General features: G+C 74.1%; 14 protein-coding genes. 2 read left to right on the forward strand and 12 right to left on the reverse strand.

The window, feature by feature from the left end; translation table 11 throughout:
- Nucleotides 1–7: 7 nt before the first annotated feature.
- From OG702_RS15820 to OG702_RS15850, 7 genes are all read right to left on the reverse strand, one after another.
- Nucleotides 8–1,309 (reverse strand): M14 family zinc carboxypeptidase, encoded by a 1,302-nt coding sequence (locus OG702_RS15820; RefSeq protein ID WP_327289527.1) that lies wholly within the window; start codon nucleotides 1,307–1,309, stop codon nucleotides 8–10.
- Between the two features lie 144 nt (nucleotides 1,310–1,453).
- Nucleotides 1,454–2,182, reverse strand: coding sequence for a flavin reductase family protein (locus OG702_RS15825; RefSeq protein WP_327289528.1), 729 nt, complete (start codon nucleotides 2,180–2,182; stop codon nucleotides 1,454–1,456).
- Nucleotides 2,183–2,336: 154 nt separating this feature from the next.
- Complete coding sequence (locus tag OG702_RS15830; RefSeq protein ID WP_327289529.1) at nucleotides 2,337–3,377, reverse strand: aspartate-semialdehyde dehydrogenase; 1,041 nt, start codon at nucleotides 3,375–3,377, stop codon at nucleotides 2,337–2,339.
- A gap of 95 nt (nucleotides 3,378–3,472) precedes the next feature.
- On the reverse strand, nucleotides 3,473–4,300 hold the full coding sequence (locus tag OG702_RS15835; protein WP_327289530.1) for a dihydrodipicolinate synthase family protein: 828 nt from the start codon (nucleotides 4,298–4,300) through the stop codon (nucleotides 3,473–3,475).
- Between the two features lie 116 nt (nucleotides 4,301–4,416).
- Nucleotides 4,417–5,376, reverse strand: a complete 960-nt coding sequence (locus OG702_RS15840; protein ID WP_327289531.1) for an aminoglycoside phosphotransferase family protein — start codon at nucleotides 5,374–5,376, stop codon at nucleotides 4,417–4,419.
- 245 nt (nucleotides 5,377–5,621) lie between these two features.
- Nucleotides 5,622–6,380, reverse strand: coding sequence for an HAD family hydrolase (locus OG702_RS15845; RefSeq protein WP_327289532.1), 759 nt, complete (start codon nucleotides 6,378–6,380; stop codon nucleotides 5,622–5,624).
- Between the two features lie 55 nt (nucleotides 6,381–6,435).
- Nucleotides 6,436–7,314, reverse strand: a complete 879-nt coding sequence (locus OG702_RS15850; RefSeq protein WP_327289533.1) for a winged helix-turn-helix domain-containing protein — start codon at nucleotides 7,312–7,314, stop codon at nucleotides 6,436–6,438.
- A 282-nt stretch (nucleotides 7,315–7,596) separates the two neighbouring features.
- Between OG702_RS15850 and OG702_RS15855 the strand changes: the two genes are divergently transcribed.
- Complete coding sequence (locus tag OG702_RS15855; RefSeq protein WP_327289534.1) at nucleotides 7,597–7,764, forward strand: hypothetical protein; 168 nt, start codon at nucleotides 7,597–7,599, stop codon at nucleotides 7,762–7,764.
- Nucleotides 7,765–7,844: 80 nt separating this feature from the next.
- On the opposite strand, the gene OG702_RS15860 is transcribed toward OG702_RS15855, so the two are convergent.
- Complete coding sequence (locus tag OG702_RS15860; RefSeq protein ID WP_327289535.1) at nucleotides 7,845–9,101, reverse strand: GNAT family N-acetyltransferase; 1,257 nt, start codon at nucleotides 9,099–9,101, stop codon at nucleotides 7,845–7,847.
- Nucleotides 9,102–9,223: 122 nt separating this feature from the next.
- Nucleotides 9,224–9,898 carry an RsiG family protein gene (locus OG702_RS15865; RefSeq protein ID WP_327289536.1) on the reverse strand — a complete coding sequence of 225 codons (675 nt, stop codon included), beginning with the start codon at nucleotides 9,896–9,898 and terminating at the stop codon, nucleotides 9,224–9,226.
- A 255-nt stretch (nucleotides 9,899–10,153) separates the two neighbouring features.
- Here OG702_RS15865 and dtd point away from each other — a divergent pair, with 255 nt between their 5' ends.
- Nucleotides 10,154–10,579 carry a D-aminoacyl-tRNA deacylase gene (dtd, locus tag OG702_RS15870; protein ID WP_327289537.1) on the forward strand — a complete coding sequence of 142 codons (426 nt, stop codon included), beginning with the start codon at nucleotides 10,154–10,156 and terminating at the stop codon, nucleotides 10,577–10,579.
- A 28-nt stretch (nucleotides 10,580–10,607) separates the two neighbouring features.
- On the opposite strand, the gene ygfZ is transcribed toward dtd, so the two are convergent.
- The 3 genes from ygfZ to OG702_RS15885 all read right to left on the reverse strand — a co-directional run bounded on the left by ygfZ (nucleotide 10,608) and on the right by OG702_RS15885 (nucleotide 12,816).
- A complete protein-coding gene (ygfZ, locus tag OG702_RS15875) occupies nucleotides 10,608–11,576 on the reverse strand; it encodes a CAF17-like 4Fe-4S cluster assembly/insertion protein YgfZ (RefSeq protein WP_327289538.1) in 969 nt (322 codons plus the stop codon).
- A gap of 139 nt (nucleotides 11,577–11,715) precedes the next feature.
- Nucleotides 11,716–12,147 (reverse strand): Fur family transcriptional regulator, encoded by a 432-nt coding sequence (locus tag OG702_RS15880; protein ID WP_327289539.1) that lies wholly within the window; start codon nucleotides 12,145–12,147, stop codon nucleotides 11,716–11,718.
- 105 nt (nucleotides 12,148–12,252) lie between these two features.
- Entirely contained in the window at nucleotides 12,253–12,816 is a 564-nt protein-coding gene (locus OG702_RS15885; RefSeq protein ID WP_327289540.1) for an FABP family protein, read from the reverse strand.
- Nucleotides 12,817–12,923 lie beyond the last annotated feature (107 nt).

Raw genomic sequence — 12,923 nt, forward strand, 5'->3', positions numbered from 1 at the left:
CGCCCGGTCAGCCGAGCCGGTCGACGGCTGCGAGTACCGTCCTGGCCTGCAGCTCGACCTGGTCGTAGACGGGCACCCAGCGGGCGTCGAGGGTCGACACCAGCTCCCGCGCACCCGCGTCCAGCCGGCGTTCGAGCCGGCCGCGCAGCCGCCCCGGCTCGGCGGCCGGATCGCCGTCGCCGAGCGGCTGCTCGTCCAGCAGCCGCAGCAGCATCCCGGCCGCCCGCAGCGGAATCCGCCGCGAGGTGATGTCCAGCGCGGCGACCTGCGCCATCGTCAGCGGCGGCTGCGGGTCGGCCGCGAGCCGGTCGTACTCCGCGGCGAGCGCCGCGAACGCGCCGACCGCGTCCCGCACCCCGCTCAGCAGCTGCGCGCCGCTGCTGCCGGGCTCGCCGGGGCTGCCGATGACCGGCAGCGCCCGGTCCAGGGTGGCGGTGAGCGCGGCGCCGTCCTTGCGCAGCCTCGCGGCCATCACGGCGACCGCGTGCGACGGTTCGGGGTGCGGGGCGGCGTCGGCGACCCGCCGGGTGGCCCACATGGGCACCTCGACCAGCGCGGTCATCCCGCCGTGCCGGTGCGGGCGGCACCACGTGGAGCCGCCCGCCTTCGCCGGCTCACCGCCGGGCTGCTGCCGCCCGCCGCCGGGCGGCAGCACGTACACGCCAGGACCCGAGCCCTGCCAGAACAGCGTGTCGTAGGTGCCGGCCTGCACGGGGATGTCGAGTTCCGCGGCGTACTTCCCGAACGGCTCAGCCAGGCCCGGGATGTCGGCGGTCAGCCGCACCGAACTGCCGCCGACGTCGGTGCCGTGCAGCGTGCACTGCAGGAACGGCCGCAGCTCGTCGATGACGGCCAGCAGTGCGTAGGTCTCAGGGAGTTCGTCGCCGGCGGCGCGGAAGGAGCCCGCGCGCTCGGGCTGTTCACCGGCGGCCGGGCGGTAGGTGTGCCGGAAGTGGACGGCCGGCGGCCGGGGTCCCGCCGGTCCCGTCTCGTTGAGCAGGGTGCCGTCGGGGTCGAGGCACAGCAGGAAATCCCAGGTCAGATCGGCGTCGGCCATCCGGTGGCGGTCGGCGACCGCCTGCTCGGCCAGCCACAGCACCGCGCCGCCGCCGGCCTGCTCGTCCGGGTGCGGCCCGGCCACCACCAGCACGTGCCGCCTGCCGTGCCCGACCGACAGCAGCCACAGCGGGCGCCCCGCCCTGGACTCCCCGGCCAGCCGCATCCGGCACAGGTCCGGGTGCCGCGCGCTGAGCAGGCGGGCCGCCGCCGCGACACCGGACACGGTCGGATACGCGTCTGGCCCGCGCATGACGGCTCCTCCTCGGCTGGGCGGCACTGCGGAAGTCCCTGTTCACCTGTTGAACGTCCCGCCGGTCCATCTCCCCCGTACTGCACGGGAATTGACGGTGCGCACCCGCGGTGACCGCGGGCGCGCCTGCTCAGACTCTGCGGGTCACCGCCGGGTGTCAAGGGCGCCCCGGCCGCCCCCCGCCACCCGGGACCGCTCGATGTCGGGCCCGCGGTAGGTCTGCTCCGGGATCCGCGCCAGCGTCGACTCCCGCACCCGCGGCCCGAGCCCGTACAGGTGCTGGAAGCTCATGATGAGCGGACGCCAGCGGTCCGGGTCGATACGGTCGGCGGAGCCCGGCACCCGGATCTCGTCGTGCACCAGCACGCGCTGGATCCGCACCTCGAAGACAATGATGCCGCCGCGCTGCTCCGGGTCGTCCTCGGCCAGCGGGTGGGTGGCCTCCAGCACGGCCTCCATCGCCACGGGGCACTCCGCCGCCCGCGGCGGCCGTACGGTTTCCGACGCCAGCGCCGTCAGGCCCGCCCGGCCGAACTTGTCCCTCTCGTGGCGATACCCGCGCTCCGCCTTCCCCGGCGGCACCGGGTTGCGCCCGGTGGTCAGCGCCAGCCGGTCGACCGCACCGGCCAGCCGGTCGTCGGGCAGGTTGAGCACGCACTCCCGCTCCCGCAGCAGGTTGCGCGCGGTCTGCGACCGCGCCCCCAGCCCGAGCATGCACCGCCACCCCAGCCAGAAGGCCGACGACATCGGCGCCAGGTTCGGCGTGACGCCGTCCTCGTTGACGGTCGACAGGAGCACGACGGGGGTGCCGAAGTAGAGGATGCCGGGCTCGATACGGGTGTGGTCGATCGCCACGGTGTTCTGTGAGGTCATGCCCTCACTCTGCCCGCGGCCACAGGGGGGTGCTGGCGGTTGACGGACGCCACGTCCCCGCGGGCGGGGGGCCACCTGCGGCGGCGCTGCGCCTTCCCGCCGTCGTGGTCGCGCGCGCGGTTCCCCGCGCCCTTGGGGGCGCGGGGCCGCGCGGTCAGACGGAGGTGCGCTCGGCCGCGACCAGTTCGGCGAGCTGGACGGCGTTCAGCGCGGCGCCCTTGCGGAGGTTGTCGTTGGACAGGAACAGCGCCAGCCCGTGGTCGACCGTCTCATCGCGGCGGATGCGGCCGACGTACGAGGCGTCGCGGCCCGCGGCCTGCAGCGGGGTCGGGATGTCCGAGAGCTCGACCCCGGGCGCCTGCGCCAGCAGCTCGTACGCCCGCTCGACGCTCAGCTCGCGCGCGAACCTCGCGTTGACCTGGAGCGAGTGCCCGGAGAAGACCGGCACGCGCACGCAGGTGCCGGAGACCTTGAGGCCGGGGATCTCCAGGATCTTGCGGGACTCGTGCCGCAGCTTCTGCTCCTCGTCGGTCTCGAAGCTGCCGTCGTCGACGAGGGACCCGGCGAGCGGGACGACGTTGAAGGCGATGGGCCGGGCGTAGACGGCGGGCTCGGGGAAGGCGACGGCGGCGCCGTCGAAGGTGAGGCGGTCGGCCGTGCCGACGACCTGGCGGGCCTGGCCGTGCAGCTCCGCGACACCGGACAGGCCGGAACCCGACACGGCCTGGTAGGTGGTGGCGACCAGGGCGACCAGGCCGGCTTCCCGGTGCAGCGGCTGCAGCACCGGCATGGCGGCCATGGTGGTGCAGTTCGGGTTGGCGACGATGCCCTTGGGGCGGTCGGCCAGGGCGTGCGGGTTGACCTCGGAGACGACCAGCGGGACGTCGGGGTCGCGCCGCCAGGCGGAGGAGTTGTCGATCACCACGGCACCCTGCGCGGCGACCTTCTCCGCGAGGGCGCGGCTGGTGGCGCCGCCGGCCGAGAAGATGACGATGTCCAGGCCGCTGTAGTCGGCGGTGCCCGCGTCCTCGACGGTGACCTCGCCGCCGGGTGCGCCGGCCCACGGCAGGGTGCGCCCGGCGGACCGCGCCGAGGCGAAGAGCCGCAGCTCCGTCACCGGGAAGTCGCGTTCGGCCAGCACCTTGCGTACGACTCCGCCGACCTGCCCGGTCGCTCCGACGATTCCGATCCTCATGCGGTCTCTCTCCGATCTGGTCGCGCCCGTCCGTGGCGCTGGGTGTGCCCGCCCGTTCGAGTATCACCGCAGCGGCGGGCGGCCGGCGAATGGTTTCAGGTGCCGAGACGTACGCCGGCCAGCGCCTGCGGGCTCGCGGGCAGCAGCGGCAGCCGCACGTCAGGGGTCGGGATACGGCCCTGGGCGTGCAGCGCCGCCTTGATCACGGTCGGGTTGGGCTCCCGGAAGAGCGCGGCGGCCCGCGCCGCGAGCCGGTGGCCCAGCCGCCGGTCGCCGGTGGCGGCCAGCTCGGCCCACGCGGCGGTGTCCAGGTGCGCGGAGGCCAGGACGGCGCCGGTGGCGCCGAGGGCGAGCAGCGCGGGTGCGAAGAGGTCGTCGCCGGCGAGCACGTCGAAGCCGGCCGGGCGGTCGCCGAGCAGGTCGACGGTCTCGGCGTCGATGCCGCCGACCGCGTACTTCACCCCGGTCACGCCGGGGATCGCGGCCAGCTCCCGCAGGGTGCGGGCGGAGAGCGGCTGCCCGGTGCGGTAGGGAACGTGGTAGACGATCAGCGGTACGGGGCTGCGGGCGGCCAGTGCGGTGAAGTGCGCGACGACCCCGGCTTCACCCGGACGGACGAAGGCCGGCACGGTCGCCAGGGCCGCGTCGGGCGGCTCCGCCCACTCCCCGAGCCCGCGCCGCCCGTCGCCGACCCCGACCACGAACCGCGCCCCGGCCCGCCGGCACACCCGCCCGACGAGCTCGACGACCCTGCCCCGCTCGCCCGCGTCCAGGCTCTCCGGCTCCCCGGTCGTCCCGAGCGCCACCAGCCCCCGCGCCCCGCCGGCCAGGACCTCCCCGGCGAGGGCTTCGAGCGCGTCGTAGGCGACGTCGCCGGAGGCGGTGAACGGGGTGATGAGCGGTACGTACAGGGCCGGGGTCATGGGTGCGAGTCTGACCCGGCGGGACGTGGTAGGTCCAGTGACATCCCATGGGGTGAACCGTTAAGCAGCGCTAATGCTTGTGCGCGGACCCCCGGCCCGCGCCGCCGGTCCCCGGGTCAGGCCGGCAGCGCGCGCAGCCAGTCGTTCAGTGCCGCGGTCACGTCGGCGCGGTCGGGTACCGCGGTCATCCCCAGGGCCGGGGCCGCACGGTGCAGGGCGAGGCGGGCGCGGCGGACGGCCTCGGTCATCCGGAGGGGGGCGCGGGGGGAGACCAGGGCGCGGGCGGCGCGCATGACGTCGGGGTAGACCGACTGGGCCCGCTCGTAGCGCACGTAGGCCGGCAGGTCCGCGTCGAGGGCGGCGGCGAAGGCGGGCGACACCGCGGTCGCGGCCGCCCGCCACACCTCGACGGCCTCGTCCCACTGCCATTCGGGGTAGTCGGTCCTGCACAGGTGGGTGGCCAGCTCGTAGGCCGGGTCACCGAAACTGCTCAGCTCCCAGTCGATGACGTGCAGGGTCCGGTCGTCGCGCACGACGATGTTGCGCCGGTGCAGGTCGGTGTGCAGCAGCGCGAAGGGCCGCGGGGTCAGCGGGGCCGCGGTGCCGGCCAGCCGGGTCAGGGCGTCCTGCGGCACTCCCATGCGGCGGAAGAGCAGGCCGAACTCGGCGTCGTGGTCGAGCCTGACCTGCTCGGCGAAGGCCAGCAGCATCCGCAGGAAGCCGGCGCTGTCCCCGTCGGCCGGCCAGTGCGCCGGGCGGGCGGGCAGCTGCGCCACCGGGACCCGCAGCAGCGCGCCGAAGACACCGCCGAGCTGTTCCAGGTGGATGCGGTCGAGCGGCTTGCCGGCCGGGGAGACGTCGGCGAGCGTGGTGCCGGCGGCGTAGGTGAGGACGCCGTAGTCGCGGTCGCGGACCAGCGGCTGCGGGACGTTCGCCAGCCAGGGCCGGACCGCGGCGAGCACCTGGGCCTCGTGCTCCCAGGTCCGCAGGGTGACCGCCAGCGTCTCGTCCGCCGGACGCCTGACCCGCATCGTGACCCGCGATCCGCGGGGCAGCCCGGCGCGGTCGGCGAGCACGCTCGGCAGCCCGACGGGGTAGTTGTGGTGGTGGAAACCGACGACCGGGCTGGCCTTCGACGTGGCCCTGCGCAGCAGGTGGTCCCAGTCGTCGAGGTGCGGTGCGGCGAGACGGGAGGTGCGAATGGTGGCCTCCTGGAAGGCACGGAAGTGTCTGACACTGTCTCAACCGGTCCCGTCGGTTTGCGGCGCAGCTTAACCGGGTGGAGGTCACCGCGCACGTATTCGTGATCCGATCGAGGCGTTCACTTCTCCTGGAACGCCTCGCTGAGGCGGTCGAGCGACGCGACCCAGTAGCGTGTCCCGGCGGTGGTCAGCCGCACCGCCTTCGCCTGCGAGCGGCAGTAGCCGATGAAGCGGACCCCGGCGCCGCGCGCCGCCGCCAGGTCGCCGGGAGTGTCGCCGAGCAGGACGCACTCCTGGCGGGTGATGCCGTACGGGGCGACGGCGGCCAGCGCCCGGCGCACGGTGTCGGGGTGCGGTTTCATCCGGCGCGGGTCCTGCCCGCGGCCGTATATGCGCCCGGCGAACATCCGCTCGATGCCGTGGCTCTTGAGGTAGGTCTGCACCGGCTCCGGGGAGTTGTTCGTGGCGATGGCCAGCGTCATGCCGCGGTCGTGCAGGGCGCGGACGAAGTCGACGGCGCCCTCGGTCGGTTCCACCCGGCTGACCCGCTCCATCTCCTCCAGCGTCAGGTGCTCGGCGAAGACCGACGCCACCGAGCGCAGCAGGTCGTCCGCGTCGAACCGGCGGCCGGGGAAGCCGTACGGCAGCTTGCGCAGCATGCGGTACGGGTCGGCCAGGCCGGACAGTTCCGCCGACTCCAGGCCCGCGTCGGCCAGGATGCCGTGGAAGGTCCGGGCGAGCCCGTCGCTCGGCCGGTCCTCGAACAGCGGGCACAGGGGTCCGTCGAAGTCGAACATCACGCACTTGACGCCGGCCAGAACCTCGGCGAGCGCGTCGGGACTCGACGGCTCCAGGCCGCCTGCATCGGTGAGGGTCACTCAGTGAGTGTCGATTGCGCGGCAGCACTGCGCCAGAGAGCCACGTCACAGCGGGTCACTGCGGGGCCTGAGGTTCGGCGGCTGACCACCAGGAGTCGAACCACGTCGCGGACTCGGCGAGTTCGGCGCCGCCGATCCTGAACAGCCGGGCGCCGACGCCGCGGACGTCGGAGATCTCGACCGTCTCGTCGTCGAACTGGACCGAGCGCGTCCCCATGACGTAGTACGCCTTGAGCCCGCGTTCGCCGTTGAGCTGGTAGATCTTGAACTGCGGCGGCATCGCGTGCGTCCTGGCCTCGACCCGCACCGATTCGATGTGGCCGCGCTCGCCGAGGTCGGCCAGCAGGTTGCGCAGGGCGCCGGTGTGGGTGCCGATGAGGCCCAGCAGGCGCTCGGCGGGGCGGGTGTCCGCGGGGTCCGCGACGTTCCTGGCGATGGCACGGACCGCGAGGGCGTTCGGCAGCAGCAGCCGGACGTGCACGGACTCCGGGCGCAGTTCGCCGAGCATGATCCGGCCGGCCTGCGGCACGATCGCGGCGTTCAGCGACTCGCTGGTCAGGCAGGAGGCGTCGATCGTGACGTGCCGGGCCCCGAAGCTCCAGGCGATGGCGCCGTTCAGATCCGCGGGGGCCGGGTCGGCCTGCTCGCCGGCCTCAGGGGCGCGCCGGCCGGATCCGGGCTCGGACTCCGGGGCGTTCCAGTCCCGGGCGAAGACGCCCTTGCCCTGGACGGACTGCACGTAGTGCTCGTCCTGGAGCGCTCTGAGCGCCTTCTGGATCGTCGCCCTCGACACCGCGAACTGCGTCACCAGCTCCGCGTGGGTCGGCAGTTGGTCGCCGAGCGCGATGGCGCCGCTCTCGATGCTGGCGCGCAGCTCATCGGCCACGCGGAGATAGGTCCGCTTGGCCCCGCCGGAGTCCGCCTTGGTGCTCACGGGAATCACCCTACAACTCCAGTCCAGACAAGTGGAGTTTACTGCGACAAGTTTACTGATCTGCGGTCAGCGGGAACAACTGTAGACAGGAACGCAGTCAACTACTTGGACTGCAAGCCAAGTTGACCGGTTGACTGCCCGGAGGACGCGGACCCTCCGTCCCGAGGTCGTGCCGGGGGCAGCCGCGTACGAAGCACTCTGCGCCTTCCGCCGACCCCACCGGCCTGCGCGCGCCCCGCAGGCCCGCTCGCCCGCTCTGCTCCTGCCAAGGAGTGACCCGCCATGACCGCTTACACCCTGCTGACCTTCACCGCCGACCAGCTCGTCCAGTGGCGCTACGGCACCGCCGGGGCACTCGCCCTCACGCTCGCCGGCGTGGGCCACAAGATCCGGAACACCACTTTCACCGCACTCGGACTCACCGCACTCGCGCTGCTGCTGGCGCAGTGAACCATCACGACACCAGGACCCGGGACGCCCTCGCTGTCCCGGGTCGATCCGTGCCCGGCCCGCGGTCTGGCGGGCAGGGCTCAGAAGGTCTCAGGGCACCACGGGCGGCGCGGGGTGCGGAACAGGTGGTCGGCGGTGGCGGCGGCGCCGGCCCGGTGCTCGGTCACCAGGCCGAGGTCCGCCAGGCGCAGCACGGACTCGTCGCCGAGGTAGAGGCGGGACAGGGTGGCGACGTCCAGCGTCAGGTCCGCGGCGGCGGACGGCGCCGGGGTGCAGCGGGGCGCGTCCCCCGGGGCGGTCTCCAGCCGGAAGGTGCCGCCGGACAGACCCGCCGGGTCGCGGACGTCCAGCACCAGGTCGGCGGCCACCGGGGCGTAGCCGCGGGCGGACAGTGCGGCCGGGACGTCCAGCAGCCGCAGCCACATGAAGTCGGCGTAGGTCTCGGTACGGGCGGCGCGGGGGTCGCCGAGCAGCAGCGGGAGGACGTCGTCCGGCGGGCGGTGGCCGGACCTGAGCCGCACCACCCAGTCCAGCGACAGGAGATAGCGCCACAGGGCCGCGTCCGCGGCGGGTCCTGCCGCGAGCTGCCAGCGGACCTCCGCATCCGCGTTCGGGAGCTTGCCCGGCCAGTGCGGGTCGTTGACCTCATACGCGGCCATGCCGTCGACCTCGCCGGCCAGGTCGCGGTGCACGACGAAGAACGGCTCCTTGAAGCCGAAGGAGGGCAGCACGCTGGCGCCGGTCGCCCGGTCCCACCAGCCCGCCTCGCGGCTGATGGCCCCTGCGGTGCGGGTGCGGACGCGTTCGTGCAGCGCAGGGCCCACGGCTCGCACCTCGGCGGCGCTGATCAGTTCGACCGTGCCCTCCGCCGGGTCGGGCCCCGCGTGCCGGCGGCCGAGCCCGGCCCTGGGCACGTCGATCTCCCAGTCGGTGACCCAGGTGGCCGGGCCGAAGCCGAACCGCCCGTAGATCGGGTACTCCGCCGCGATCAGGATCGACACCGCCTCGCCGCGCTCTCTGGCGGCCGCGAGGTCGGCGGCCATCAGGCCGCTGGCCAGGCCCCGGCGGCGGTGCGTGGCGGTCACGGTCACGTTGGTGACCGCGTCGGCCCGTACCGAGCCGCCGCCGGGCACCGTCAGGTCCCGCGCCATGCTGCGGAAGGTCGCCACGCAGCGGTCACCGTCGAAGGCGCCACGGGTGCGCTCCAGGTCGTAGCCGGCCCGCATGATCCCGATCTCCTCGGGGCTGATGGTCTGCGACCGGTGGAACCCGCGGTTCACCGCTCGCACCCAGTCGGCGACTTCGGACTCGGTGACCGTGCGTATCTCAAGACCCATCCCCGCACGTTACGCAGCCGCCGACGCGATTCGCATCCGGTTAACGGGCCGCCCACCACGCCGGTGCGGCCACGCAGGCGCCGGCCGTCAGTTGCCCGGGAACGGGTGCGCGGCAGCGGGTGTCAGCCGTCGGAGAGCAGGTCGTCGACGTGGGCCTCGCCCTCACGGTAACGGCGGGCGATCTCGGCCGAGCAGTCGTCGACTGTCTGCTGGAGGCGCTGCCTGCGGCCGGAGACCTGCTGCTCGTGCCGGGCCAGCCGGCCCATCGCCGCGTGCAGTTCGGGGTCGGTGCGGGCGTCGAGGTCGGAGAGCTCCACCTCGGCGAGGATCTCGGCGGCGAGCTGCTGCACCCGCTCGCCCAGCGGGGTGCCGAGGGTGACGTGCCGGGCCGAGCGGACCCGGGAGGGGCCGTCGGCCAGGATCTCCGGGAGCCGGTCGAGGACCGGCGCCTCCGGGCCGCCCGGCTCGCCGGGCGCGCCCTCGGCGCCTGCGCCGGCCCGGCGGCCGAGCTCGGCCCGCAGGATGTCGATCCGGCCGTGCAGCAGCCGGCGCAGATACGACAGGTCGGCCTCCTCGCGCTGGGCGTCCTTGCGCAGGGTGCGCAGCGCCGCCAGGTCGAGCTCGCCCAGGTCGGCAGCCGGGGTGTCCGCCATCGGGCCGCGGGGTGCGGGCGGGCGGGACGGCCCGGGTGCGTCGGCCTTGAGCATGCGGTGGCCCTTCCTGGTGGGCGCCGGGGGCGGCGTCGCCGGCCCGGTGGCGGCGGTGCCGGGAGTCTGTCCAGCGCCGGATGTGATCATGCCTGTCGCCCCCCGCACGCGGCAGCACGCACGCGGCGCCGGGCCACGGGCGGGGATCCTGCCGTCGATGCTGCCACCTGCCACCGGCGCCCCGCAGCGACTCTGCACCCGAACGGCCGTCGCGACAGTTGTGCGAGACGACCGGACCGGCGCGCGCCGGCGGCCGGACGCGCCCCCCGGCGCCCGCCGCGACCGCCCGCGTGCGATCCGCCACCCGCGTCCCGGCGGGTCCGGCGGACCCGCCACAATGAGGCCATGCGTGCGGTGGCCCAGCGGGTGAGCGAGGCGAAGGTCGTGGTCGACGGGCGGACCGTGGGCGCCATCGGCGGTCCCGGGCTGTGCGTCCTGGTCGGCGTCACGCACGACGACACCCCGGAGAAGGCCGCGTCGCTGGCCCGCAAGCTGTGGACGCTGCGCATCCTGCCCGACGAGCAGTCCTGCTCCGACATCGCGGCACCGCTGCTGGTGATCAGCCAGTTCACGCTTTACGGTGACGCCCGCAAGGGCCGCCGCCCCACCTGGAACGCCGCCGCGCCCGGCCAGGTCGCCGAGCCGCTGGTCGACGAGGTCGTCGCCCAGCTGCGGGCGCTGGGCGCGACCGTGGAGACCGGCGTCTTCGGCGCCGACATGAAGGTGTCGCTCACCAACGACGGGCCGTTCACCGTCGTGCTCGACCTGTAGGCGTCACGGCCCCGCCGGCCCACCGGCCTCAGGGGGCGACGACCGTCTCCTGGGTCGCCGGGGTGTCCTCGGCCAGCAGCGTCGCGCCCTCGGGGGTGTTGCGCTTGACCACCGCGAGCGCGATCGGGCCGAGCTCCCAGTGCCGGGCCGACGAGGTGATCGTGCCGACAGAGCGGCCGTCGCCGCCCTCGGCCGCGATCCGCACCTCGGCGCCGTGCCCGGGCAGCCGTACCTCGCTGCCGTCCAGGTGCAGGAAGACCAGCCGGCGCGGCGGGCGGCCCAGGTTGTGCACCCGGGCGACCGTCTCCTGGCCGCGGTAGCAGCCCTTCTGCAGGTGCACGGCCGTCTCCAGCCAGCCCAGCTCGTGCGGGATGGTGCGGTGGTCGGTCTCCAGGCCGAGCCGCGGCCGGTGCCCCTCGATCCGCAGCGCCTCGTGTGCCAGCACCCCGATCGGCGGCCCGGCCTGCGCGGCGAAGTCCGCCAGCCGGTCGCGCGGGACGAAGACCTCCCGGCCGTACGGCGTCTCGCGTGCGACCCATTCCGCGGGCACCTCGGTGATCGACCCGGCGGGCAGATACACCACCGCGTACTGCTCGGAGGCGTCGGCGGTCTCGACCCGGTAGAAGAACTTCATGCTCTCCAGATACGCCAGCAGCGCGCCCTGCGTGCCGGGCTCGACGTGAATCCAGGTCGTGGCGCCGTCGTCGACCAGGTAGAGGGCGTGCTCGATGTGCCCGTGCGCCGACAGCACGAGCGCCTCGGTGGCCTGCCCCGCGGGCAGGCTCTCGACGTGCTGGGTCAGCAGCAGGTGCAGCCAGGACAGCCGGTCGGCGCCGCTGACGGTCACCACACCACGGTGCGAGAGGTCCACGAAACCCCTGCCGTCGGCGAGGGCGCGCTGCTCGCGGAAGAGGTCGCCGTAGTGCGCGGCGACCCCTTCGTCGGGGCCTTCCGCCGGGACAGCGCCGGGCAGCGACAGCAAAGGGCTCTTGGTCATGCCGTCAAGACTACGACCAGGCCGCTCGTATGACCGGACCGCCGGCCGGCGCCACGGCCCGCGGGGCCGGAAGGCGGGGGCCGGAAGGCGGGGGCCGGAAGGCGGGGGCCGGAAGGCGGCGCCGAAGCTCGGACACGGCCTAGGAGTCGGCCGCCTTCGCGGCGCAGTCGCGGCAGCGGCCGAAGATGGCGAAGTGCTTCATGTCGGTCTCGAAGCCGAACTCCCGCCGCAGCCGGTCCCCGAGCGGCGCCGCCAGCTCCACGTCGGCCTCGGTGACCTTGTCGCAGTCCCGGCACACCAGGTGCATGTGGTCGTGCCGGTCCGCCAGGTGGTAGGTGGGCGCGCCGTGCCCGAGGTGGGCGTGGCTGACCAGGCCCAGCTCCTCCAGCAGCTCCAGGGTGCGGTAGACGGTCGAGATGTTGACCCCGGACGCGGTCTTGCGCACCTGGCCCAGGATGCCGTCGGGAGTCGCGTGCTCCAGGCAGTCGACGGCTTCGAGCACCAGCTGCCGCTGCGGCGTCAGCCGGTAGCCGCGCCGGCGCAGGTCGGTCTTCCAGTCGGTGGTGACCACCCGGCAAGTGTAGGTCGCCCGGACGGCGGACGGCCCTGCCAGCAACGGGCCGGTCAGGGCCCGCCGGCCGGGCGGGCGGCCCGCACGGGCCCGGGGGCGTGCCGGCTACTTGAAGAAGGCGATGCCGTCGTCCGGCAGGTCCTTGAGATCGCCGATCCACTCGCGCGGGTCCACGACCCTCTTCAGATGCGCCGACATGTACGCGCGCAGCGGCACCGCCGGGGTGGCCTTCTCGCCCACCCACATCAGGTCGCTGTTCACGTAGCCGTACAGCCGCTTGCCGCCGCTGTACTCCGGGGCGAAGGGCAGCCGGGCCACGGCGTCGGTGACCAGGTCGATCTGCGGCTTGCCGTCGGCCAGCTCGCCGGTCCAGATCTCGACGACACCCTCGTCACGGGTGGTGGTGACGTCGACCTTGCGGTCCTTGCCGATCCGCCAGTAGCCGCTCTCGCTCTCCAGCGGCCTGACCTGCTTGCCCTCGTCGTCCAGCACCCAGGTGTGCGAGACGTACTCGAGGAACGGCCGGCCGTCGTGGGTGAAGGTCACCGACTGGCCGAAGTTGCACTTCTCCGCACCCGGGAAGTCGTGCACGCCCGCGCCCTCCCACCGGCCGAGCAGGAACGCCAGCGGCACGAGGTCGGGGTGCAGGTCCGAGGGGATCTCGATCATGTCAGCGCTGGCCCTGGTAGAGCTTCTTCACCGCGTAGAACGCGAACGCGGCGGTGCCGACGCAGACCAGCACGAGCAGGGCGTCGAAGTAGTACTCAATGTGCACG

It is taken from the genome of Streptomyces sp. NBC_01198, from assembly GCF_036010485.1.
Taxonomy (GTDB): domain Bacteria; phylum Actinomycetota; class Actinomycetes; order Streptomycetales; family Streptomycetaceae; genus Actinacidiphila.

Bases quoted from the DNA above. Each gene is read 5' to 3' on its own strand.
- OG702_RS15820 (WP_327289527.1), bottom strand. From the start codon at position 1,309: ATGCGCGGGCCAGACGCGTATCCGACCGTGTCCGGTGTCGCGGCGGCG.
- OG702_RS15825 (WP_327289528.1), bottom strand. From the start codon at position 2,182: ATGACCTCACAGAACACCGTGGCGATCGACCACACCCGTATCGAGCCC.
- OG702_RS15830 (WP_327289529.1), bottom strand. From the start codon at position 3,377: ATGAGGATCGGAATCGTCGGAGCGACCGGGCAGGTCGGCGGAGTCGTA.
- OG702_RS15835 (WP_327289530.1), bottom strand. From the start codon at position 4,300: ATGACCCCGGCCCTGTACGTACCGCTCATCACCCCGTTCACCGCCTCC.
- OG702_RS15855 (WP_327289534.1), top strand. From the start codon at position 7,597: ATGACCGCTTACACCCTGCTGACCTTCACCGCCGACCAGCTCGTCCAG.
- OG702_RS15860 (WP_327289535.1), bottom strand. From the start codon at position 9,101: ATGGGTCTTGAGATACGCACGGTCACCGAGTCCGAAGTCGCCGACTGG.
- OG702_RS15865 (WP_327289536.1), bottom strand. From the start codon at position 9,898: ATGATCACATCCGGCGCTGGACAGACTCCCGGCACCGCCGCCACCGGG.
- dtd (WP_327289537.1), top strand. From the start codon at position 10,154: ATGCGTGCGGTGGCCCAGCGGGTGAGCGAGGCGAAGGTCGTGGTCGAC.
- ygfZ (WP_327289538.1), bottom strand. From the start codon at position 11,576: ATGACCAAGAGCCCTTTGCTGTCGCTGCCCGGCGCTGTCCCGGCGGAA.
- OG702_RS15885 (WP_327289540.1), bottom strand. From the start codon at position 12,816: ATGATCGAGATCCCCTCGGACCTGCACCCCGACCTCGTGCCGCTGGCG.